The 23,076-nt window shown below is 70.6% G+C and carries 19 protein-coding genes; 13 read left to right on the top strand and 6 right to left on the bottom strand.

Going from position 1 to position 23,076, the window contains the following annotated elements:
- Window positions 1-130 precede the first annotated feature (130 nt).
- The 10 genes from QNA09_RS22215 to QNA09_RS22260 all read left to right on the top strand — a co-directional run bounded on the left by QNA09_RS22215 (window position 131) and on the right by QNA09_RS22260 (window position 11,649).
- Window positions 131-1,252: a hypothetical protein gene (locus tag QNA09_RS22215; protein WP_026137611.1), complete on the top strand. Its 1,122-nt coding sequence runs from the start codon at window positions 131-133 to the stop codon at window positions 1,250-1,252.
- On the top strand, window positions 1,249-2,439 hold the full coding sequence (locus QNA09_RS22220; RefSeq protein ID WP_237211243.1) for an HpcH/HpaI aldolase/citrate lyase family protein: 1,191 nt from the start codon (window positions 1,249-1,251) through the stop codon (window positions 2,437-2,439). Before QNA09_RS22215 ends, QNA09_RS22220 begins: the two co-directional genes overlap by 4 nt.
- Window positions 2,436-3,707, top strand: a complete 1,272-nt coding sequence (locus QNA09_RS22225) for a phosphoribosyltransferase family protein (protein ID WP_029540004.1) — start codon at window positions 2,436-2,438, stop codon at window positions 3,705-3,707. Before QNA09_RS22220 ends, QNA09_RS22225 begins: the two co-directional genes overlap by 4 nt.
- On the top strand, window positions 3,704-4,810 hold the full coding sequence (locus QNA09_RS22230; RefSeq protein WP_308072100.1) for a cysteine protease StiP family protein: 1,107 nt from the start codon (window positions 3,704-3,706) through the stop codon (window positions 4,808-4,810). Before QNA09_RS22225 ends, QNA09_RS22230 begins: the two co-directional genes overlap by 4 nt.
- Before the next feature lie 35 nt (window positions 4,811-4,845).
- Window positions 4,846-5,703: an HAD family hydrolase gene (locus QNA09_RS22235; protein ID WP_308072485.1), complete on the top strand. Its 858-nt coding sequence runs from the start codon at window positions 4,846-4,848 to the stop codon at window positions 5,701-5,703.
- 17 nt (window positions 5,704-5,720) lie between these two features.
- Entirely contained in the window at window positions 5,721-7,004 is a 1,284-nt protein-coding gene (locus tag QNA09_RS22240) for a TerD family protein (protein WP_308072101.1), read from the top strand.
- Window positions 7,005-7,277: 273 nt separating this feature from the next.
- Complete coding sequence (locus QNA09_RS22245; protein ID WP_308072102.1) at window positions 7,278-8,840, top strand: long-chain-fatty-acid--CoA ligase; 1,563 nt, start codon at window positions 7,278-7,280, stop codon at window positions 8,838-8,840.
- Window positions 8,837-9,895, top strand: coding sequence for an MBL fold metallo-hydrolase (locus QNA09_RS22250; RefSeq protein WP_140189025.1), 1,059 nt, complete (start codon window positions 8,837-8,839; stop codon window positions 9,893-9,895). Before QNA09_RS22245 ends, QNA09_RS22250 begins: the two co-directional genes overlap by 4 nt.
- A 4-nt stretch (window positions 9,896-9,899) precedes the next feature.
- The gene (locus tag QNA09_RS22255; RefSeq protein WP_003938578.1) at window positions 9,900-10,775 is read left to right on the top strand and encodes a LysR family transcriptional regulator; all 876 of its coding nucleotides are present in this window, start codon (window positions 9,900-9,902) and stop codon (window positions 10,773-10,775) included.
- Window positions 10,776-10,779: 4 nt separating this feature from the next.
- Complete coding sequence (locus QNA09_RS22260; RefSeq protein WP_026137612.1) at window positions 10,780-11,649, top strand: LysR family transcriptional regulator; 870 nt, start codon at window positions 10,780-10,782, stop codon at window positions 11,647-11,649.
- Window positions 11,650-11,719: 70 nt separating this feature from the next.
- On the opposite strand, the gene QNA09_RS22265 is transcribed toward QNA09_RS22260, so the two are convergent.
- Together QNA09_RS22265 and fabG are read right to left on the bottom strand one after the other, a co-directional pair.
- Window positions 11,720-12,931 (bottom strand): acetyl-CoA C-acetyltransferase, encoded by a 1,212-nt coding sequence (locus tag QNA09_RS22265; protein ID WP_017680117.1) that lies wholly within the window; start codon window positions 12,929-12,931, stop codon window positions 11,720-11,722.
- Between the two features lie 52 nt (window positions 12,932-12,983).
- Window positions 12,984-13,724, bottom strand: a complete 741-nt coding sequence (gene fabG / locus QNA09_RS22270; RefSeq protein ID WP_010594110.1) for a 3-oxoacyl-ACP reductase FabG — start codon at window positions 13,722-13,724, stop codon at window positions 12,984-12,986.
- A 206-nt stretch (window positions 13,725-13,930) separates the two neighbouring features.
- Between fabG and QNA09_RS22275 the strand changes: the two genes are divergently transcribed.
- On the top strand, window positions 13,931-15,115 hold the full coding sequence (locus QNA09_RS22275; RefSeq protein ID WP_026137613.1) for an acyl-CoA dehydrogenase family protein: 1,185 nt from the start codon (window positions 13,931-13,933) through the stop codon (window positions 15,113-15,115).
- A gap of 119 nt (window positions 15,116-15,234) precedes the next feature.
- Here the strand turns inward: QNA09_RS22275 and QNA09_RS22280 are convergent, their stop codons facing one another.
- The 4 genes from QNA09_RS22280 to QNA09_RS22295 all read right to left on the bottom strand — a co-directional run bounded on the left by QNA09_RS22280 (window position 15,235) and on the right by QNA09_RS22295 (window position 20,301).
- Window positions 15,235-16,908 carry a class I adenylate-forming enzyme family protein gene (locus tag QNA09_RS22280; protein ID WP_203011226.1) on the bottom strand — a complete coding sequence of 558 codons (1,674 nt, stop codon included), beginning with the start codon at window positions 16,906-16,908 and terminating at the stop codon, window positions 15,235-15,237.
- 10 nt (window positions 16,909-16,918) lie between these two features.
- The gene (locus QNA09_RS22285; RefSeq protein ID WP_203011227.1) at window positions 16,919-17,683 is read right to left on the bottom strand and encodes an SDR family NAD(P)-dependent oxidoreductase; all 765 of its coding nucleotides are present in this window, start codon (window positions 17,681-17,683) and stop codon (window positions 16,919-16,921) included.
- 29 nt (window positions 17,684-17,712) lie between these two features.
- Window positions 17,713-18,843, bottom strand: coding sequence for a thiolase family protein (locus tag QNA09_RS22290; protein ID WP_040269944.1), 1,131 nt, complete (start codon window positions 18,841-18,843; stop codon window positions 17,713-17,715).
- 123 nt (window positions 18,844-18,966) lie between these two features.
- On the bottom strand, window positions 18,967-20,301 hold the full coding sequence (locus QNA09_RS22295) for an MFS transporter (RefSeq protein WP_040269946.1): 1,335 nt from the start codon (window positions 20,299-20,301) through the stop codon (window positions 18,967-18,969).
- Between the two features lie 313 nt (window positions 20,302-20,614).
- Between QNA09_RS22295 and QNA09_RS22300 the strand changes: the two genes are divergently transcribed.
- Both QNA09_RS22300 and QNA09_RS22305 read left to right on the top strand, forming a co-directional pair.
- Entirely contained in the window at window positions 20,615-21,883 is a 1,269-nt protein-coding gene (locus QNA09_RS22300; RefSeq protein ID WP_308072103.1) for a CoA transferase, read from the top strand.
- Complete coding sequence (locus tag QNA09_RS22305) at window positions 21,880-23,073, top strand: acyl-CoA dehydrogenase family protein (protein WP_308072104.1); 1,194 nt, start codon at window positions 21,880-21,882, stop codon at window positions 23,071-23,073. The genes QNA09_RS22300 and QNA09_RS22305 overlap by 4 nt, the downstream gene beginning before the upstream one ends.
- Window positions 23,074-23,076 lie beyond the last annotated feature (3 nt).

The raw sequence follows: 23,076 nt of genomic DNA on the forward strand, positions 1-23,076 counted from the left end.
GCGCTCCGCATGCACACGGGACCGAAGGGCGCGGACCAGTACCATTCGGGGCGTGGCGAGCCGATGGACGCGCCGCCTCTTCGGCGGTGGGAGCACCGACGATCCGGTGGCGCTGCGCGCCTACGACGCGATGGTCGCCGCGTTTCTCGACATGGACCGGCGCCAGTCCGTCGCCGAGGCCGGAGTCACGGCCTCGCACGAACTCGCCCCGCAGCGCGGCCTGCGGCGGGAATGGGAACCCGTCCGCGAAGCGTGCTACCGCGCGGCCGAGACGTACCTGCACCTCTCCCGCACCGAACCGTCCGATCCGCTCGCCCCCGCTCCGGCCTACGAACAGGCCCTGCAGCAGATCGGTCTCGCCACCCGCACCCTCGACGAGTTCTACGACCGCCACCGCGCGCACCTCGAGCACTCGGTCGCGGTGGCCCGGACCGTGCCGCAGCTCGCCCGGCAGGTCCGTACCGAGGCGCAGGCCGCGGCGGCACTGGTGACCGCACCCGAGCATGCGGCATACGCCGACTACCCGTCCGTGCGGGCCGCGGCGGACACGCTCGACGCGGAGATCCGGGCGCTCGATTCGGCCGTGGGAACCGGGGCGGTCCGAACCGCGGCACGACGAGCCGAGGAGGCAGCGACCGCCCTGCGCCGCGCCCTCGCGCAGGCACCGGACCGAGCCGAGTCCGCCCGGAAGGCTGTGGCATCGGTCACCACCCGGCTGTCTGCGGTCCGCACCCGCGCCGAGAGCCTGGCGCCGGCGTTCTCGGCGCTGCTGCGCGAGTTCAACGCCGCCAGCTCGGCCGACCTGGCCGGCAACGAACGCGCCGCCCGCGAGTTCCTCGACCGGGCCGACGCCGACGTGTCCGCGGCGCGAACGGCAGCGGCCGCGAACCGGCCCGAACAGGCGCTGGAGCTGACCGCGGCGGCCCGGGCATCGCTCACCCAGGCCGAACGGTACGTCGACGCCGTCACCGACCGGCTGTCCGTCCTCCGCGAGGTCCGCCGTGATCCGGCCGCGAAGGTGGAGCAGGTACGGTTCCGTCTGCGCGACGCGCAACAACTCGCGGTCCAACGGGGGTTGACCGCAGAATGGGGTTCGGTGCTCGACGCGCAGCTCGATCGGATCGACAGGGCAGTCGGTTCGCTCACCGGAGTACACCCCGACTACTGGGCGTACGTCCGGGAGCTCGACGCTGTTTCGCGCTTCATCGCCGGTGTGGTGCAACGAATGAGAGGACGAACGGACGAGGTATGAGTGGGGGAACCTTCACCGACATGCGCACGATGCATCATTTCCACCACCTCGACGGCGCGGCCCGGGACACCTTGTTCCTGCATCCGCCGCAACCGTTCTCCGATGCCGACGAGCGTGAGCGGCTCGCCGTCGCGCTCGGGGCGACCCTGTACGTGCCCGCCACCCGCTCGGATCTCGCCGCCACGGTCGCGCGCCGCGGCGGGGAGGGCGTCGCCTCGATGGTGATCGACCTCGAGGACGCCGTCGCCGATCACGAGGTCGAGGACGGCCTGCGCAACGCGGTCGCCACCCTCGACGCCCTCGCCGGCACCGCCGCCGCGACGATGCTGCTGTTCGTCCGGGTGCGCACCCCCGACGGTGTCGACCGCATCGCCGACACCCTGGGACCGGGCGTCGCCGCGCTGACCGGATTCGTCCTGCCCAAGTTCACCGCGGCGTCGGGTCCGGCGTTCCTCGACGCCGTGGCTGCGGCCTCGGAACGGCTGGGCAAGCCGCTGTACGCGATGCCGGTGCTCGAATCCGCCGAGCTGGTGCACCGGCAGACCCGCGACGGCGAACTCCAGCAGATCGCCGCGCTCCTCGCCGGGCACCGCGACCGCGTGCTGGCCGTGCGGATCGGCGCCACCGACATGTGCGGCACCTTCGGCATCCGCCGCGACCGCGACCTGACCATCTACGACGTGCGGGTCGTGGTCGACGTCATCGCCGACGTCGTCAACTACCTGGGCCGCACCGACGGCACCGGATTCGTCATCACCGGTCCGGTCTGGGAGTACTTCGCCGATCACGAGCGCATGTTCCGCCCGATGCTGCGGGCCACGCCGTTCGCCGAGCACGACGCGGTGCTGTTCCGGCAGCAGCTCGTCAGCCGGGATCTCGACGGCCTGCTGCGGGAGATCGCCCTGGACCGGGCGAACGGCATCCAGGGCAAGACCGTGATCCACCCCTCGCACGTGGCGGCCGTGCACGCGCTGTCCGCCGTGACGCACGAGGAGTACCACGACGCGATCGACATCCTCGGCGGTGACGCGGGCGGCGTACAGGCCTCCGGATACTGCAACAAGATGAACGAGCGGCGCCCGCACCGCACCTGGGCGGAGCAGACGTTGCTGCGCGCGTCGGTGTTCGGCGTCACCAACAAGGGAGTGACTTTCGTGGACCTGCTGACGGCACTGGTGGACCGGTGATCACCGGAGTGCGGTCGCCTTGGGCGACGGAACAGTTCGGGCTCGAGCTGCAACACCTCGCGTCGGCCACCGGCGACACCGTGCCGGACCTCGTCGTGCCGGGACTGCGCCGCAATCCTCGTCGCGCGCACCTGCTGGTCTCCACCGTCCTCGGCAAGCACATCCCCACCGAACCGGCCGCGGTGATCGGCGCGGGCGACCGGCTCGGCGATCTCGTCGCGGACCTGCTCGGCTCCGCCGCGTCCGATGCGGTGGTCCTCGGTTTCGCGGAAACCGCAACGGGACTGGGCCATTGCGTGGCGAGCCGGTTGCGGGCACGTTGCTACCTGCACTCCACCCGCCGCGACGTGCCCGGCGCCGGCACCTTCGCCGGATTCGAGGAGGGCCACTCGCACGCCACGTCGCACCTGCTCCAGCCGACGTCGCCGGAACTGTTCGCCAACGACGCGCCGCTGGTCCTGGTGGACGACGAGATCTCCACCGGGGCAACTGCGGTCGATGCCATCCGGGCCCTGCACCGGCACAGTCCCCGCGCCCGGTACGTCGTCGCGTCGCTGGTGGACATGCGCACCGCCGAACACCGTCGCGCCGTCGCCGAAGCGGCCGCCGGGCTCGGTGTCCGCATCGACCACGTGAGCCTTGCGACGGGGCACACCGTTCTCCCCGGCGGACTCACCGAGCGGGTGGGCGCGCTACCGGACCCGGACCTGAATCCGGTTGCGCCGGAACGCGGCACCGTCGACTTCGTCACGCTGCCGTGGCCGGCGACCGTGCCCGACGGCGGCCGGCACGGGTTCCTGCACACCGACACCACGGCCTTCGACACCGCGATCGACCGCACCACCGACGCCGTGACCACCGCCCTGACCCCGGGACGCCCGGTCGTCGTCGTGGGTCACGAGGAACTGATGTACCTGCCGCTGCGCATCGCCGACGCGCTCGCCGGCAGGGGGGTTGCCACGCGATTCCAGACCACCACCCGTTCCCCCGCATACGTCCGGGACGTGCCCGGCTACCCCCTGCGCCGCGGATTCACCTTCACCGCACCCGAACCGGACGACGTCCCGCGCTATCTCTACAACGCGCGGTGGCCGGAAGGGGAAGGCGCACAGCTGCTGCTCGTGCTCGACGACCCCGCCGACACCGACCGTCTGCGCGCCGACGGTGGCCTGCTCGACGTGCTGACCGCCGCCGGGGAGGACGTGGTCGTGGCCGTCGTGCCCGCCACCGATCCCGCCGTGCTGCGCGCCGACCGGGAGGAACGATGACGACCCCGTTGACCGGGCCCGGCTTCGGCTCCTACGCCCCGGACGAGGTGAGCTGGCTCCTCAAGGACCTCTCACACGTCGCACTCGAGGCCGACGTCGCCGAACGCGAGCGCCGCATCCAGGCGGGCCTCGCCCACTACGCCGAGTCGCTGCCGATCGAATACCAACCCGATGCCGCCTACTGCGAGCTGTTCGACAAGGTGCTCGCCGCGACGGCGGGGCGCCTCGCGCACGCCGTCGGCACCGTCACCGAACTGCTGCTCGCCGAACGGGGCCGGGACCTGACGCTCGTATCGCTGGCCCGCGCAGGCACTCCCGTCGGGATCCTGATCCGCCGCTGGGCGCAGCGGCACCACGGACTGAACCTGCCGCACTATGCGGTGTCGATCGTGCGGGGCCGTGGTATCGACTTCGCCGCCCTCGACCACGTGACGGCACGACACGATCCGGCCTCGGTGGTGTTCGTCGACGGCTGGACCGGCAAGGGCGCCATCGCCCGCGAACTCACGGCGGCCCTGGCCGAGTACCGGGCCGCGGGCGGCCCGGAGCTTTCCGACGACCTCGCCGTGCTCGCCGACCCCGGGTACTGCGTGCGGACCTACGGCACCCGCGACGACTTCCTCATCGCCTCGGCGTGCCTGAATTCCACCGTGTCCGGACTGGTTTCACGCACTGTCCTCAACGAAACCCTGATCGGCCCGGGCGAGTTCCACGGCGCCAAGTTCTACGCCGAACTTGCCGGCGAGGACGTCTCGGCGGTCCTCCTCGACACCGTGGCGGCCGAGTTCGGCGACCGGGAGGCCGCGGTCACCGCCGCCGGGAACATCCTGCACTCCGATCGCACCCCCACGTGGGCGGGCTGGGAGTCGGTGGAGAAGGTGCGGGCCGAGTACGGCATCTCCACTGTCAACTACGTCAAACCCGGTGTCGGCGAGACCACCCGGGTGCTGCTGCGGCGCGTGCCGTGGCGGGTGCTGGTCCGCGAGGCCGACGCCGAGGAGCACGCGCACATCCGGATGCTCGCCGCCGCCCGCGACGTGCCGGTGGACGTGGTTCCCGACCTGGCATATTCGTGCATGGGCCTGATCAAGGATCTGCCGTGACCACCACCCTCGTCGCCACCGACCTCGACCGCACGATGATCTACTCACGCGCCGCGATGGGCGAATCACCTGTCCCCGACGGCGATCTGGTGTGCGTCGAGCACTACGACGGCGCACCCCTGTCGTACGTGACCGTCACATCCGCGCAGCGCCTGCGCGACCTCACCGCGGCGGCGGTGGTGGTGCCGACCACCACGCGCACCCCGGAGCAGTTCCGGCGCATCGACCTGCCCGGGGCGCCGTGGCGGTACGCGATCGCCAGCAACGGCGGCATGATCCTCGCCGACGGGGTGCCGGACGCCGGGTGGCGACGGACGGTGGACACGGCCGTGCGCACCGAGGGCGCCGGACTCGACGAGGTCACCGCCGAACTGCGCCGCCGCATCTCCGACGACTGGGTGCACAAGTTCCGGGTCGCCGACGAGCTGTTCTGCTATCTCGTGATCGACGTCGCCGCGCAGCCCGTCGGCTTCCTCGACGAATGGGACCACTGGTGCCGGCGCCGCGGATGGAACGCGTCTCAGCAGGGCCGCAAGCTGTACACGATGCCGTCGGCGGTGTGCAAGAGCCGCGCGGTCGCCGAGGTCCGCCGACGTCTGGTCGACGACGGCACGCTCGTCCCGGACGCCGTCGTACTCGCCGCCGGGGACGGCGCGCTCGACGCCGAGATGCTGACCGCCGCCGACGCCGCGATCCGGCCGCGCCACGGCGAACTCGAGGCGCTGGACTGGCGGCACCCGACACTGACGGTGACCCGGCAGGCGGGGATCCGGGCCGGCGAGGAGATCCTCGCCTGGTTCGCCCGATCCGCCCGGATCGGCGCGGCTTCGTACAGTGACAATGACGCCCCGCATTTCCCGAGACCGAGTTTCCCGAGACCGAGTTTCCAGTAACAGTGAGGACCCCACCCGTGCCCGTATCTCTCGCCAAGGGTCAGAACGGCCCCCTCACCGCCACCGACGTCGTCGTCTCCGTCGAGCTGACCACCCCGGCCGACCTGTCCGCCCTGCTGGTCAAGGCCGACGGCAAGGTGCGCTCCGACGCCGACTTCGTCTTCTTCAACCAGCCCACCGGGCCGGGCGTGCGGCTCGTGCCCGGCGCGCCCGGCCAGGCCGCGTCGCTGGCCGTGTCACTGAACCAGGTGCCGGCGGACATCGACCAGGTGCGTGCGGTCATCACCCTCGACGACGCGTCGAGCAGCTTCGGCCGCTTCGCCCCGCCGACCGCGCGGGTCGCCGACACCGCGGGCACCGTCCTCTACGAGTACCGGATCGACGGCCTGAGCAGCGAGTCGATCGTGATCGCCCTCGAGCTGTACCGGCGGCAGGGCACCTGGAAGGTCCGAGCCGTCGGCCAGGGCTACGCGGGCGGATTCGCCGCCCTCGTGACCGACCACGGCGTGAGCGTCGACGACGCGCCGGCCGCCGCCCCGCAACCGGCGCAGCCCGTCCCGCCTGCACCCCCGGCAGCGCCGCCCGTCCCGCCGGCCTACGCCACCCCGCCGGCGACCGCCCCGCAGCCCTACCCGCAGCCGGCCCCGCCGCAGCCGTACGTGCAGGCCTCCGCGCCGCAACCGGCGCCGGACGCCCAGCCCGAGGTCAGCCTCACCAAGAGCCGGCCCGTCAGCCTCGTCAAGGGCCAGAAGGTCACCCTCCGCAAGGAGGGCGGCGTGGCCCTGACCTACCTGCGCATGGGGCTGGGCTGGGACCCGGTCGCGAAGCGGGGCCTGTTCGGCAATCGTGCCGCCGACATCGACCTCGACGCGTCGGCTGTGCTGTTCGCCGACCAGAATCTCGTCGACGTCGCGTACTACGGGCAGCTGCGCTCCAAGGACGGCTCGATCCAGCACCAGGGCGACAACCTCACCGGCGAGGGCGCCGGCGACGACGAGGTCGTGCTCGTCGACCTCACCCGCGTACCCGCCCACATCACGACCGTCATGTTCATCGTCACCTCGTACAAGGGCCACACCTTCGAGCAGGTCGCGAACGCGTTCTGCCGGCTGGTGGACGGCACCAACAACGCCGAGCTGGCCCGCTACACCCTGCAGGGCGGCATGCCGTTCACCGGCATGGTGATGGCCAAGGTGTACCGGCAGGGGCAGGACTGGAAGCTCCAGGCCATCGGCGAGGCGATCCAGGCCAAGCATCCCGGTGAGGCCGCGCCGCAACTCGGCCGGTTCCTGGTGTCCTGACGCCGTGACGGGGAGATTCACGGCGCTGGGGCGCTGAGCCCGGGGTCGAACCGGACATCCGCGCGGGGTTGTGCTCCTTGCGCGCGTCCGTACCCGCGCAAGAAGCACTTCTACGCGCAGGGACAGTCGCCCACTGCCCGACCCCCGACATAGGCACTCGCTATCGGTCGCTGTGGATCTTGGACTTTGTCCCCTCGACGCGGCGGTGGTCGACTGATCGGGCACGGCGGGCCCGGCATCGAGGCGCTCGCCGAACGGAACGAGGAGTGTGATGTGAGCGGTCTGCACCTTCCGCAGCGGGTCCGGCAGCACGCGGCGGAACGGCCGGACGCACTCGCACTGACCTGCGGCGACACCACCGTCACCTTCGCCGAGCTCGACGGGCGCACCAACCGGGTCGCGACCGCCCTGAACGGGCTGGCCCGGCGCGGCGGGCGGATCGGGGCCCTGCTGCGCATGCGCCTCGAGGCCGCCGAGACGTTCGTCGCCTGCGGGAAGGCGGGGCTGGTGTTCGTCCCCCTGAACTGGCGGCTCACCCCGGCGGAGGCCGCCCGCATCGCCGAGGACGCGGAACTCGACGTGCTCGTCGTCGAATCCGGGTTCGCCGCGGCAGCGGAGGCGATCCGTGCCGCGCTGCCCGGCCTGCCCGTCGTCCTCGTCGACGCCGAACCCGGCGACGAGCTGCTGCCGGGGGCGTGGACGTGGCAACGACTCGCCGGTAGCGGCACGGACGACGATCCCGGCCGCGGCGACGATCCCGACGCGGTCCTGTTGCAGCTCTACACCTCCGGCACCACCGGCACGCCGAAGGGCGTGCTCATCACGCACCGCAACCTCCACAACGACGAGGAGGGGCAGCGCATCTACCACTGGCAGCCCGAGTCGGTGGCGCTGAACGCGATGCCGCTGTTCCACATCGCCGGCGCCGGCTGGCTGAGCACCTGCCTGTCCGCCGGGGTGCACGCCGTCCTGCTCGGCGAGTTCCATCCGCGCACCGTCGCCTCGCTCGTCGAGCAGCATGGCATCACCCACGCGTTCCTGGTGCCCGCGACCGTGCAGATGCTGCTCGACCTGACCGACCTGGACTCGTTCGACCTGTCGAGCCTGCAGCTGATCTTCTACGGCGCCTCCCCGGTCACCCCGACGATGCTGCGGCGCGCCGTGCGCACCCTCGGATGCGGCTTCGTCCAGCGCTACGGGATGACGGAGACGAGTGGCTCCGTCACCGCGCTGCGCGTCGAGGACCACGACCCGACCGGTCCGCGGTCCTACCTGCTGCGCTCGGCGGGCCGCCCGATGCCCGGCGTGGAGCTCGCCATCCGTGACGTCGTGACCGGTGCGGACCTACCCGTCGGACAGTCCGGCGAGATCGTGTGCCGCTCCCGGCACAACACGTCCGGCTACTGGCGGCGCCCGGAGGAGACCGCGGCGCTGTTCACCGACGACGGGTTCCTGCGCACCGGCGACGCCGGTCACCTCGACGAGGACGGCTATCTGTTCGTCACCGACCGGGTGAAGGACATGATCATCACCGGCGGCGAGAACGTCTACCCGATCGAGGTGGAGTCGGTGCTCGCCGAGCATCCCGCCGTCGCCGAGGTCGCCGTGATCGGAGTGCCCGACCGCAAGTGGGGCGAGGCCGTCACCGCCGTCGTGCGGGTGGCCGACGGTACCGCCGCACCGGACGAGAACGAACTGGTCGCGTTCACCACCGGCCGGCTCGCGTCCTACAAGAAGCCGCAGCGCGTCCACTTCGTCAGTGAGCTGCCGCGCAACGCCAGTGGCAAGATCCTCAAGCGCACGTTGCGCGACACTCTCGCGGAGGAGGTCTCGTGACCGCGATCGAGGTCGTCGGCGTCGTGCAGCAGGAGGCGTGGCGGCGCGGTGAGCTGCCGCCGGTCGAGCAGGTCCGGCCCGGGCTGTGGTCGATTCCCGTGCCCATGCCGAACAATCCGCTGCGCTACGTGCTGGTCTACGCGTTGGCACTGCCCGACGGCCTGGCCCTGATCGACGTCGGCTGGGACTCGGAACAGTCCTGGCAGGCCCTCGTCGACGGGATCCGGCAGACCGGGCACGACATCACCGAGGTCCGGTTCGCGGCGATCACCCACCTGCACCCCGACCATTTCGGCCTGGCACCACGGCTGCGCGAGGTCAGCGGAGCCGCGCTGGCGATGCACGCCGCCGACGCGTCGCTGCTCGGCCACCACACCGCGACGGACCGGGAAGGGTACGCCGCGTCGTGGGCCCGGCAGCTGGCCCGGCTCGGAGCGCCCGACGAAGTCCGCTCGGGCGAGGTCATGGAACTGGTCCGCTTCGGGCCGCACGAATCACTCGACGTCGTGCTCGACGACGGCACCCCCCTCGACCTGCCCGGCTGGGATCTGCGCGCCGTGTGGACGCCCGGCCACACCCCCGGTCACCTGTGCTTCGTCGACGACACCCACGAACTGGTGTTCAGCGGCGACCACATGCTCCCCCGCATCAGCCCCAACATCTCCACCATCCCGGGTGAGCTGCCGAATCCGTTGCACCGCTACCTGCTGTCGCTGCACGCCACCGTCGGCCTGCCCGACGGTGAGGTCTTCCCCGCGCACGAATACCGTTTCCGCGGTGTCGCTTCCCGCGCGCAGGCACTGCTCGGCCACCACGAGGAACGCCTGGACGAGATCGCCGACGTCGTGGCCCGGCATCCCGGCTCCACGGCATGGGAGGTCTCCACCCGAATCTCGTGGTCCCGGCCCTTCGAGACGATGGCGCCGCGGCTGCGCCGGCTCGCGGTGCGCGAGACCGACGCCCACCTGCTGGTTCTCGCCGACCGGGGAGTGGTCACCGGATGCGGCACCGATCCGGACCGCTGGGCGACGGCCGTGACAACCCCCGTACGATAAGCGAGTGGACCTTCACCTCATCACCTACTTCGTCGCGGTCGTCGACCGAGGTGGGATCACGAAGGCCGCCCAGTCCCTCTACATTTCGCAGCCGTCGCTGTCGCAGGCCATCCGGACCCTCGAACGTCGGCTCGGCACAACCCTGTTCGACCGCACCGGACGCCGGCTCACACTGACCGAGGACGGACGCCGGCTCGACGTAGCGGCCCGCCGGATCCTCGCCGACGTCGAACGGGCGAAGGCGAAGGTGGCCGCGGTACGCGAACTCGTCTCGGGCCGCGTCGACGTGGTGACGTACTCGTCGTTCTCCTTCGATCCGATGATCGAGCTCGCGCGCCGCTTCCGTGACCGCTACCCGCACATCCTGGTGCGGATCGTCGACGCGGACGGCCCGGGCGGCGTGCACACTGCGCTGCGACGCGGGGAAGCCGAGATCGGGGTGACCGACTTGTCCGTCGAGCACGCCGGCATGATCACCGTGCCGCTGTTCGAGCAGGAACTCGTGCTCGCTCTCCACCACGACCTCGCGGCCGGCCTGCCGGATCCGGTCCCGCGCGTCCGTGTGCGGGACGTGCCGCTCGTCGTCGACGTCGGTGATCGCACCAACGCTGCGAAGGCCGGCGAGTTGCTTGCCGAGAACGCCGCCAACGTCGTCGTCGACTGCGCCCACCCGGCGGCGACATGGGAGCTGGTGTGCCTGGGCACCGGCGCCACGGTGGTGCCCAGGCCGGTGGCCGAACAGCAGATGCCCACGGTGACGGTGCGGCCCCTGGAGCCGCCGCTGACCCGGCCGGTCGGGTTGGTGCTGCGTGCGGGTGAGCCGTCGCCGGCCGCGGCGGCGTTCCTCGAGGTCGCCTCGACACTGCGACAGGGGGCGTAGGACTGTGGATTTCCGGCAGGTGGAGTACTTCCTCGCGGTCGTCGAGAACAACGGCATCAACGGGGCCGCCGCCGCGCTCGGCGTCGCACAGCCGACGGTGTCGCAGGCGCTGCGCAGCCTCGAACGCGAACTCGGCGTCGAGCTGTTCCACCGCATCGGCCGCGGCATGGTCCTCACCGCAGCCGGGCGCAGCCTCGTCGGCCCGAGCCGGCAGATCCTGCGCGACGTGACCGCCGTCGAGGAGTTGCTGACCACGTCCGACGGCGCGGTCGCGGGCCGGCTCGACATCATGGCGTTCCCGTCGCTGTCCGTCGGACCGCTGGTGGAACTGATCGCCCGGTTCCGGCGCGAGTATCCGAAAGTGGCGGTGCGGCTCTCGCCGCTACGCGACGAGGAGCAGGTCGCGTCGTTGATTCGCGATGGCCACTGCGAGTTCGTCGTCGCGCACCTGCCGCTCGAGGGCGGTGACGGACTCGAGGTGATCGAACTCGGCGAACAGGAGTACTGGCTGGCGTATCCGCCGGGGTTCGAGGTTCCGGAGGGCCCGATCCACCTGTCCGAATTGCCGGACATTCCCATGGTGTTCGCGCCGACGGGCGCCTCGATGGTCGACGCGGTGGAATCGGCACTGCGCGCGGCCGGCGCCCGGCCGGAGATCTCCGTGCTCGTCGGCCAGCGCGAGGTCCGGCTGCCGATGGTGGCGGCTGGACTCGGCGGGTCGATCGTGGATCGGGTACCCGCCGAGGCCGCCGGGGACCGGGTCGTGGTCCGCGCATGCGAACCGCGGCTGGCGCGCGCGTACGGACTCGCCTTCGACCCCGCCTCTCTGTCGGCGGTCGGTCAGGCGTTCGTCGACCTGGTACGCCGGCGCTGACGCGCCGCCGGCGCTGACGCGCCGGTGCGCCCTTTGGGCGGCCCTGGCAACCCAAAGGACACACCGGCGGCTACGCCGCCTTTTCGAATACCGCGGCCAGGCCCTGGCCGCCGCCGATGCACATCGTCTCGAGGCCGTAACGGCCGTCGCGGCGGTGCAGCTCGCGGGCGAGCGTCGCCAGCATGCGGCCGCCGGTCGCGCCGACGGGGTGGCCGAGGGAGATGCCGGAACCGTGGACGTTGGTGCGTTCGAAATCGGCTGCGCCGAAATTCCATTCGCGGGTCACCGCGAGCGCCTGCGCCGCGAACGCCTCGTTGAGCTCGATGACGTCGACGTCCGCGAGGGTGATGCCGGCCTTCGCGAGGGCCTTCTCCGTGGCCGGGACCGGGCCGATGCCCATGATCTTCGGCGCCACGCCGGCCAGCCCCCAGGACACGACCCGAACCAGCGGGGTCAACCCCAGCTCCGCGGCCTTCTCCGGGGTCGTGACCAGGCACATCGATGCGGCGTCGTTCTGGCCGCTGGCATTGCCGGCGGTGACCGTCGCCTCGGGATCCTGCTTGTCCATGATCGGCTTCAGCCTCGCCAGCGACTCGACGGTGACGTCCGGACGGGGATGCTCGTCGGTGTCGATGACCTCGTCGCCGGCACGGGTGGTGACGGTGACCGGCACGATCTCCTCGGCGAGGATGCCGTTCTTCTGCGCGGCGACGGCCCGGGCATGGGACGACACGGCGAGTTCGTCCTGCTCGAGCCGGCTGATGCCGTAGTCGCGGCGCAGGTTCTCGGCGGTCTCGATCATGCCGCCGGGCACCGGGTAGTGGCGTCCGCCCGCGGTGGCGCGGGCCCGCACCAGACTGTCGTGCATCTGCACACCGGTGCGCGCACCGCCCCAGCGCATGTCGACGGAATAGAACGAGGCGTTGCTCATCGACTCGGCACCGCCGGCGACGACGACGTCGTTGTCGCCGTTGCCCACCTGCAGCGCTGCCTGGATGACGGCCTGCAGACCCGAGCCGCAACGACGGTCGATGTGCATGCCCGGCACCGTGATCGGGAGTCCGGCGTCGAGCGCGACGACACGGCCGATGGCCGGCGCTTCGCTGTTGCCGTTGCAGTGGCCGAGGATGACGTCCTCGATCGAGTCGGGGGCGATCCCGGTGCGGTCGAGCAGGCCCTTCAGGGCGGCGACACCGAGGTCTACGGCGTTGAGGGACTTGAACATTCCACCGTAGCGACCGATGGGGGTGCGGACGGGCTCGCAGATGACGACTTCGCGCATGACGACCTTCGGGAGAGGAGAGGGATAGTGAAAGAGACGGTGAGACAGGGACTCACATGAAGCGGCCGCCGGTGACCTCGAGCACCGTGCCGGTCATGTAGGAGGACATGTCGGAGGCGAGGAACAGGGCCACGGATGCGATCTCGGACACCTCGCCCGGTCGGCCCATGGGAATCTCGCTCATCTTCTGATCCCACGCCTTCTGCGGCATGGCCTCGGTCATCGCGGAACGGATCAGGCCCGGCTGGATCGCGTTGACGCGCACGCCGTGGTGCGCCATCTCCTTCGCGGCGGCCTTGGTCAGGCCGACGATACCTGCCTTCGCCGCCGAGTAGTTGGTCTGACCGACCATCCCGACCTTGCCGGAGAGCGACGAGATGTTGACGATGGCGCCGCGCTTGGCGTCGCGCATGATCGCCGACGCCTTGCGGGTGCCGTGCCAGGTGCCCTTGAGGTGCACGGCGATCACCAGGTCGAAGTCCTCCTCGGTCATGGTGCGCATCGTCGCGTCGCGGGTGATGCCGGCATTGTTGACGACGACGTCGAGCGAGCCGAATCCGTCGACGGCCTCCGCGAGGAGCGTGTCCCACTCGTCCGCGTTCACGACGTCGCACCGCACCGCGCGGGCCACGTCGCGGCCGCCGAGCTTCTCGGCGGCGGCCGTGGCGGCGTCGAGGTCGAGGTCGCCGAGGACCACCCGGGCGCCGGCGTCGACGAACTCCTGTGCGATTGCGAAACCGATGCCCTGAGCGCCTCCGGTGACGACGGCGGTTCGGTTCTCCAGCAGTGACATGAGGTTCCTTTCGCACGAGCCTGCCCGGTCCGGGGACGGCGGGAAGACACCGATGAATCGAGGACGCGGGCGACGCCCGTCGGCTGATGCTCCGAATATACCGAGAGGACCGGTGATTCGACCCCGCCCGATTCATCGACAGTGCCTATGTGGTGATGGGGCGATTCGTATTGGACACCCGAGGTCCCGGAACCGATGGTGGTGTCATGACAACCTCGACTGCGATGCCGGCCACTGAGGTGGACGACGACGACTTCCAGGAAATCCTCGCCCAGACCCGCGCATTCGTGCGTGGCGTGGTCGTGCCGCGCGAACAGGAGATCGCCGACACGAACGCGATCCCCGACGACATCCGCGCCGCGGCCAAGGAGATGGGTCTGTTCGGGTACGCCATCCCGCAGCAGTGGGGCGGGCTCGGATTGAACCTGATGCAGGACGCCGAACTGGCGATGGAACTGGGCTACACCACCCTGTCGCTGCGGTCGATGTTCGGCACCAACAACGGCATCGCCGGCCAGGTCCTCGTCGGGTTCGGCACCGACGAGCAGAAGACGCAGTGGCTCGAGAAGATCGCCTCCGGCGAGGTCGTCGCGTCGTTCGCCCTCACCGAGCCCGGCGCCGGCTCGAACCCGGCCGGGCTGCGCACCAAGGCCGTGCGCGACGGCGACGACTGGGTGCTCACCGGTGAGAAGCGGTTCATCACCAACGCCCCGATCGCGGACCTGTTCGTCGTGTTCGCCCGCACCCGCCCCGCCGACGCGAACGGCACCGGCATCGCGGTGTTCCTCGTCCCCGCCGACACCGCGGGCGTGACGGTGGGCAGCAAGGACGCGAAGATGGGCCAGGAGGGGGCGTGGACCGCGGACGTGCACTTCGACCAGGTGCGGGTGCCGGCGGCGGCGCTGGTCGGCGGCAGCGAGGACGTCGGCTACAAGGCCGCGATGACGTCGCTGGCCCGGGGCCGGGTGCACATCGCGGCGCTGTCGGTGGGGCAGGCGCAGCGCGCGCTGGACGAGTCGGTGGCGTACGCGGCGACCGCCACGCAGGGCGGCACCGCGATCGGCAGCTTCCAGCTGGTGCAGGCGATGCTCGCCGATCAGCAGACCGGGGTGATGGCCGGGCGGGCGCTGGTGCGCGACGCGGCGCGGGCGTGGGTGGCAGGCACCGACCGGCGGATCGCGCCGTCGGCGGCGAAGCTGTTCTGCACGGAGATGGTCGGCAAGGTCGCCGATCTGGCGGTGCAGATCCACGGCGGCACCGGCTACATGCGGGAGGTGCCGGTCGAGCGGATCTACCGGGACGTGCGGCTGCTGCGCCTGTACGAGGGCACCAGCGAGATCCAGCGCCTGATCATCGGCGGCGGACTCGTCAAGCAGGCCCAGCGCGGCTGACCCGCACCCGTGCGTGGTTCTGGCAGCAAGGGCTACCAGAACCACGCACGGGCAGAACGGCCTCGCCGTGCGTGTTTCCGGTAGTCGGTACTACCGAAAACACGCACGGCGAGGATGGTTCAGCGCGTGGCTGCGGACTGCTCGAGCCGCGTCCGCAGGTCCGTCTTGAGCACCTTGCCCGCCGCGGAGGTGGGCAGTGCGTCCACGAGGACGATCTCGCGAATCTTCTTGTAGGGCAAGACCTGCTCGGCGACGAACGCCATCAGCTCGGCCGGGTCGGGTTGCGTGCCCGGCACCGGCACCACGAAGGCGACCGGTTCCTGGCCGACGCTGCCGGCCTCCCGGCCGACCACCGCGGCCGTCGACACCGCCGGATGGGACACCAGAATCTCCTCGAGCTCACGCGGATACACGTTGTAGCCCTTGTAGATCAGCATGTCCTTGGCGCGATCGCAGATGTAGACGTAGCCGTCGGCGTCGCGGTAGGCGATGTCGCCGGTGTCGAGCCAGCCGTCCACGTACTGCTGGGCCGTGATCTCGGGATGGCCGAGATAGCCGTCGGTCACCTGCGGCCCCCGGATCCACAGCTCACCGCGCTCGCCGTCACCGAGGACGACGCTCGGATCGCCCTGTGCCCGGATCTCGAGCTCGGTGTCGAAGAGGGGCAGGCCCACACTGCCGAGACGGTAGGCCGACCCGACGACCAGCGGCATGGCGGTGACCACGCACGTGCCCTCGGTCAGGCCGTACCCCTCGGCCACACGGGCGTTCGGGAACGCCACCTCCAGCGCCTCGAGCGTGACGTGATCGATCGGCGCCGCACCCGACGACACGACCCGCACCGACGTGGTGTCACGGCGTGCGACGTCCGGGTGGGTGGCCAGCGCATGCCACATGGCCGGGCTGCCGGTGATGTAGCTGACGCGGTGCCGCTCGACGAGCTCGAGCATGCGCGCGGGGTCGAATCGGCCCGCGAGTACCTGGGTGAGGCCGCACAGCAGCAGGAACGACGTGTTGATCAGCGCGTGGGCGTGGAACAGCGGGGACACGACGACGGTGGCGCCCTCGCCGGGGATCACCCCGTGCACGTCGAGCCCCTCGATCGGGCGCAGCGCGACCAGCCCGTCACCGGTGGTGACGACCTGGTGGGCGGCCCGCCAACCGCACATCTGGGTCACGTTGGCGACCACGTTGCGGTGCAGCACCCGCACACCCTTGGAGATGCCGGTGGTGCCGCCCGTGTAGGCCAGATGCGCGACGTCCGTTCCGGCGACGTGTGCCGGTGTGAACGCGGTGGGCTGTCCGGAGAGGAAGTCGTCGAACCGCACCACGGCCGCGGACGTGGGCGGTGCGGACACCGGGTCGTCGGATGCCACCACGATCGTCGCGACGGTGGTGCCCGCGGCGGCGCCGAGCAGCACTCCCAACTGCTGCGTCTGGGTGACGGCCGCGACGGCGCCGGTCTCCTCGATCTGCTTGCGCAGACCCGGTTCCGGTTGCAGCGGGTTGACCAGCGTCACGGTAGCCCCGGTGCGTAGCGCGCCGTAGTAGGCGACGAGAAACTCGATGCAGTTGCCCACGTGCATCAGCACCACGTCGCGCGGAGCCACACCGGCCGCCGTCAGCGCGGAGGCGAACTGCGCGGACCGCTCGTCGAGCTCGCGGTACGTGCAGGTTCGCTCGCCGTCGACGACGGCGGGGCGGTCGCCGTACAGGGCGGCCATGCTCGGCGCCCACACACCCATCGTCACGTCCGGGTAGGTCAGGGACAGGGCGGGCACGTCGGTGCTCATCGTCGCCACCTCAGCGCGGGGCCATGCGGATGGCACCGTCGAGTCGGATGGTCTCACCGTTGAGGTAGCCGTTCTCGAGGATGTTGGTGGCCAGCCGGCCGAACTCGTCCGGGCGGCCCAGGCGCGCCGGATTCGGCACGGTCTTCTCGAGCGAGGCCCGCACGTCGTCGCGCAGGCGGGCGAGCAGCGGGGTGTCCATGATGCCCGGCGCGATCGTGTTGACCCGGATGTTCTTGCTCGCCAGGTCGCGGGCGGCGACGACGGTCATGCCGACGATGCCGGCCTTGGACGCCGAGTAGTTGATCTGGCCGATCTGGCCCTCGAACGCCGCGACGGAGGCGGTCATGACGATGGCACCGCGCTCGCCGTCGACCGGTTCGAGTGCGGCCATGCGCTCGGCGCCGAGGCGCAGCGCGTTGAACGACCCGATGAGATTGAGGCGGATCACGAACTCGAAGTCCTCGAGCGAACCGGCCTTGCCGTCCTTCTCGAGGATCCGCATCTTGCGGCCGGCGCCGGCGCAGTGCACGAGCCCGCGCAGACCGCCGCGCTCGTGCGCGACGTCCAGGGCGGCGGCGAACTGCTCGGCGTCGGTGACGTCGGCCGCAGCGAACGTGGCGCCGTCACCGAGGGACTTCGCGACGTCGGCGCCCGGTGAGCCGGGCAGGTCGACGAGGGTGACGGTGCCGCCGGCGTCGAGGACGCGGCGGGCGGTGGCCAGGCCGAGACCGGAGGCGCCGCCGGTGATCGCGACGGAAAGACCCTTCAGTTCCATATCTTTCGTTCCTTTGCGTGAAGTGCGTGTCAGAGCAGTTCGAGAATGGTGGCGTTGGCCATGCCGCCGGCCTCGCACATCGACTGCAGACCGTATCGGATTCCGTTGTCGCGCATGTGATGTGCCAGTCGAGTCATGAGGATCGCGCCGGATCCGCCGAGCGGGTGCCCCACGGCGATGGCGCCGCCGACCGGGTTCAGGCGCGCGTCGTCGACGCCGGTCTCGGCCTGCCACGCGAGCGGAACCGGTGCGAACGCCTCGTTGATCTCGAAGGCCCCGATGTCGTCGAGCGACAGGCCCGACCGGTCGAGGGCCTTCTGGGTGGCGGGGATCGGTCCGGTGAGCATGATGACCGGGTCGTCGGCGGCGACGACGGCGGTGTGGATCCGCGCCATCGGCGTCCACCCCTGGGCGGCCGCGTACTCGCTGGTGGTGACGAGCAGGGCTCCCGCGCCGTCGGAGATCTGCGAGGAGTTGCCGGCATGGATCACCCCGTCCTCCTTGAAGACCGTCTTCAGCTTGGCGAGCGATTCGACACTGCCGCCGCGGCGGATACCCTCGTCGGCGGTCAGCCCGGCGATCGGCGCGAGCTGCCCGGTGAAGGCTCCGGCGTCGGTCGCGGCGGCGGAACGCTCGTGCGAACGCAGCGAGAACTCGTCGAGGAGGGTGCGGGACAGGCCCCACTTCTCGGCCATCATCTCCGCGCCGACGCCCTGGCTGAAGCCGTCGACGCCGAACCGGTCGAGCACCTCCGTCGGGAAGTGCTCGCCGTTCTTCGCGGCCGTGCCCATCGGCACCCGGCTCATCACCTCGACGCCGCCGGCGATCACCACGTCGTTCTGGCCGGACAGGACGGTGGCGGCGGCGAACGAGACCGCCTGCTGGCTCGAACCGCAGGCCCGGGTCAGCGTGGTGGCCGGAACCGTCACGGGCCAGCCGGCGGCGAGCACCGCCGAGCGGGAGACGATGCCGGCCTGCTCGCCGACCTGGCTGACGCAACCCCAGATCACGTCGTCGACGGTGCCCGGATCGAGCCCGACCCGTTCGGCCAGCGCCGTCAGCACATGTGCCGACAGGTTGACGGGGTGGATCTCGGACAGGGCGCCGCCCCGGCGTCCGACGGGGGTGCGGACGGCATCGACGATCACGGCATCGCGCATGGGTGGATCCTTTGCAGTAGCGGGAGACGACGACCGGCCGGGTGGTGGCCCTCGATATCGAGTCGATCACGCACCCGGCCGGTGGGGAAAGGACATTCGGTGGATGGCTCCGTTAGGCGGAAGCTATGCCTTCGCGGGGGCCTCCGACCGGATGACGGCGCGGTCGCGTTCCGGGTTCGCGAAGACCAGGACCAGGATCGCGGCGACGATGCCCAGCGCACCGATGACCTGGAACGCGGTCGCGTAGCCCTCGGCCGCGGTGGCGGCGTTGTCGACGAGCACACCGGTGCCGTAGGGGGCGACGAGGCCGCCGACGGCCATGAGCGCGAGGAACACGCCCATCGTGCCGGCGGTCTGCTGCGGCGGGCACAGCTCGGAGATCGCGGCGTTGATGAGGGGGAAGGCGATCGCCCCGAAGCCGTAGCCGATGGACACGGCCGCGACCGCCAGGGCCGGGGTGCCGATGCTGGGCAGGAACACCAGGACGGAACCGCAGACCAGGACACCGGCACCGGGAACGATGATCCGCACGACGCGGGAGCGGTAGCCGCGCTGGGCGAGCCGGTCGGTGACCGAACCGGACGTGACCATCAGGATCAGGCCGACGATCGACGGCAGGGCGAACATCGAGCCGGCCTGCAGGGCGCTGTAGCCGAGACCCACCTCGAAGTAGGAGGGCAGCCAGGTCAGCACGACGGTGGTGAGCGCGTAGACGACCATGATCAGGACGACGCAGCTGAGGAACGTGCGGGTGAGGAAGATCTTCTTCCACGGCACCGACGGCTCGGTGGAGGCGGCGCCGGTCCCCTTCTTCACGGCCGTCGCGGTGAACGGGCCTTCCTTCCAGCCGGTCAGCCACGACGCCATCCACAAGGCACCGAGGATCGACAGCGCGATCAGGGCGGCGCGCCAGCCCCACTGGACGGTGATGTAGGCGAGGATCGGAGCGAGGGCGATCTTCGCGACCGACGCCGAGCCGGCGAGGAACGCGCCGGGCAGGCCGCGCTTGGCCGGGGGATGCCAGGAGTACGCGGCGGTGTGCATGAGCGCGGAGCTGGGGCCCTCGGCCAGGCCGAGCAGCATGCGGGTGACGATCAGCATCATCAGGCTCGCCGAGACGACCAGCGGCAGCATGACCACCGACCAGACGGCGCCCAGCGCCAGCAGCGCCCACCGCAGGGTGAGGTACTTGTTGAGGGGGCCGGCGAGGAAACCGCCGAGCGTGAAGGTCACGAAGAACAAGGATCCGACGAGGCCGATCTGGGAGGAGGACAGTCCCAGCTCGCGAGCCAGCGGCTGCGCGATGATGCCCAGCACAGCCTTGTCGGCATAGTTGACGACGTACAGGAAGATCACGAGGCCGGTCATGCCCCACGCCTGCTTGCCGCTGACGAGTGGGGTAGCCCCCTTCGGCGGGGCGCCGTGCGCTGCGTCGTGCGAGATTTCGCCAGTGGTCACCGGAGTGTCCCCTTAATGGCTCGAAGGGATGTGTCGGTCGGACGGTGCGTCGTCGACCGAGAGATGTGCACCGATCAGGCGCTCGGCATCCATTCAACGTGGTGTAGGTCACTGAAGCAATGTCCGGTCGGTGAATCGACCGATCACCGATACCTATGGACTTCCGGCGGTGCGAACGGGGCCATTGACGGCCGCTAACCGACCTATAGCCGAACGGTGTTGGTCCTACGGTCCGGCGGTGCTGCATATTTGGCCGTACAACTTCGTCGGCGCGTTCCGGGCTCCGACGTCCGGGCGGATGAGGACAGGCGACATGAACCCCACTGCTTCCATCGACGAGCTCCCCTCGTCCACCGCGCCCCTGGCCGGGGTGCGGGTCGTCGAGGTCTCGAGTTTCATCGCGGCTCCCCTGTGCGGCATGACGCTCGCGCAGCTCGGTGCCGAGGTCGTCCGCGTGGACCCGATCGGCGGGGCCGCCGACTACCATCGGTGGCCCGTCACCGACGACGGCGAATCGATCTACTGGGCGGGTCTGAACAAGGGCAAGCGTTCCTTCGCCGCCGACTTCCGGGATCCAGAGGCGCACAGTCTGATCCGTGATCTGATCACCGACGCCGGGGTGCTCGTCACCAACGCGGCCGGGCGGGACTGGCTGGACTACGACAGCCTCGCCGCGATCCGTCCCGACCTGATCCACGTGCAGGTCCTCGGCCGCGCCGACGGCGGCTCCGCCGTCGACTACACCGTCAACGCCGCCGCCGGCTTCCCGCTCGCCACCGGTCCCGTCGGCCACGACGGCCCGGTCAATCACCTGCTGCCGGCGTGGGACCTCGCATGCGGTCTCTACGCCGCGCTGTCGGTGGCGTCCGCGGTGCACCGCCGCGAGGTCACCGGCGCGGGCGCCAAGATCGTGCTGCCGCTCGAGGACGTCGCCCTCGCCACCGCCGGAAACCTCGGCTATCTCGCCGAGGCCCAGCTCGGCGGGCCCGAACGCGACCGCATCGGCAACTCCGTCTACGGCACCTACGGGCGCGACTTCACCACGTCCGACGGCGCCTCCTTCATGGTCGTCGCGCTGACCCCGCGGCACTTCCGGGACCTGACCGACCTGACCGGCACGACGACCGCGGTGGGCGCGCTCGAATCCGCCCTGGGCGCCGACTTCCGCAACGAGGGCGACCGCTACCGGCACCGCGAGGTGCTCGACGCGTTGTTCGCCGTGTGGTTCCGCGAGCACACCGCGGCCGAGGTCGAGGCCGCCCTCGCGGGCACCTCGATCCTGCACGAGCGGTACCGCACCTTCGCCGAGATCGCGAAAGACCCTCGCGTGACCGCCAACCCGATGTTCCAGTACGTCGACCAGCCCCGTGTCGGCGGGCACCTGGCCCCCAGCCTGCCGATGTCGTTCGACGGCCACCACCCCGCGCCCCGTCCGGCGCCCGCCAACGGCGACGACACCGCCGCCGTTCTCGCCGAGCACCTGGGTCTGACGCCCCAGGAGATCGATCGCCTCGCCACCGACGGGACCATCCGGGTGCCCGCCGGAACCCTCCCCGCCCTCGAGAAGGACCTCGCCGTATGACCCGCCTCGCCCAGACCCTCGGCCTGACCGAGTTCCAGACCGAGATCCTCGCCACCGTCCGGCGGTTCGTCGACCGCGAGATCATTCCGAACGCCCAGGAACTCGAACACTCGGACACCTACCCGCAGGACATCGTCGATGCGATGCGGGAGATGGGCCTGTTCGGGCTGATGATCCCCGAGGAGTACGGCGGACTCGGCGAATCCCTGCTCACCTACGCGCTGTGCGTCGAGGAACTCGCCCGCGGCTGGATGAGCGTGTCCGGGGTGATCAACACCCATTTCATCGTCGCCTACATGCTGCGTCAGCACGGCACCGTCGAGCAGAAGAGCTACTACCTGCCGAAGATGGCCACCGGCGAGACCCGCGGCGCGTTCTCGATGTCCGAACCCGAACTGGGCTCGGACGTCGCCGCGATCCGCACCAAGGCCAAGCGCGACGCCGACGGCGACTACGTGATCAACGGCCAGAAGATGTGGCTGACCAACGGCGGCAGCTCCACCCTCGTCGCCGCCCTGGTGCGCACCGAGGAAGGCGCCGCCAAGCCGCACGAGAATCTCACCACCTTCCTCGTCGAGAAGCCCGCCGGCTTCGGCGAGGTCGTCCCCGGCGTCACGATCCCGGGCAAGATCGACAAGATGGGCTACAAGGGGATCGACACCACCGAGCTGATCTTCGACAACTACCGTGCGAAGGCCACCGACGTCCTCGGCGGCGCCCCGGGCAAGGGGTTCTACCAGATGATGGACGGCGTCGAGGTCGGCCGCGTCAACGTCTCCGCCCGCGCCTGCGGCGTCGCGATCCGCGCGTTCGAGCTCGCCGCCCGCTACGCCCAGCAGCGCACCACGTTCGGCAAGCCCATCGCCGCGCACCAGGCGATCTCGTTCTCCCTCGCCGAGATGGCCACCAAGGTCGAGGCCGCCCACCTGATGATGGTCAACGCCGCGCGGCTCAAGGACTCCGGCGAGCGCAACGACGTCGCCGCGGGCATGGCGAAATATCTCACCAGCGAGTACTGCTCGGAGGTCACCCAGGCCAGCTTCCGCATCCACGGCGGCTACGGCTACTCCAAGGAGTACGAGATCGAGCGGCTCATGCGCGAGGCACCGTTCCTGCTCATCGGCGAGGGCACCAGCGAGATCCAGAAGACGATCATCAGCAAGGGCGTGCTGCGCGAATACGCGCTGTAGTCC

The sequence above is a fragment of the Rhodococcus sp. AH-ZY2 genome, from assembly GCF_030916465.1.
In the GTDB taxonomy this organism is placed as follows: Bacteria; Actinomycetota; Actinomycetes; order Mycobacteriales; family Mycobacteriaceae; genus Rhodococcus; species Rhodococcus ruber.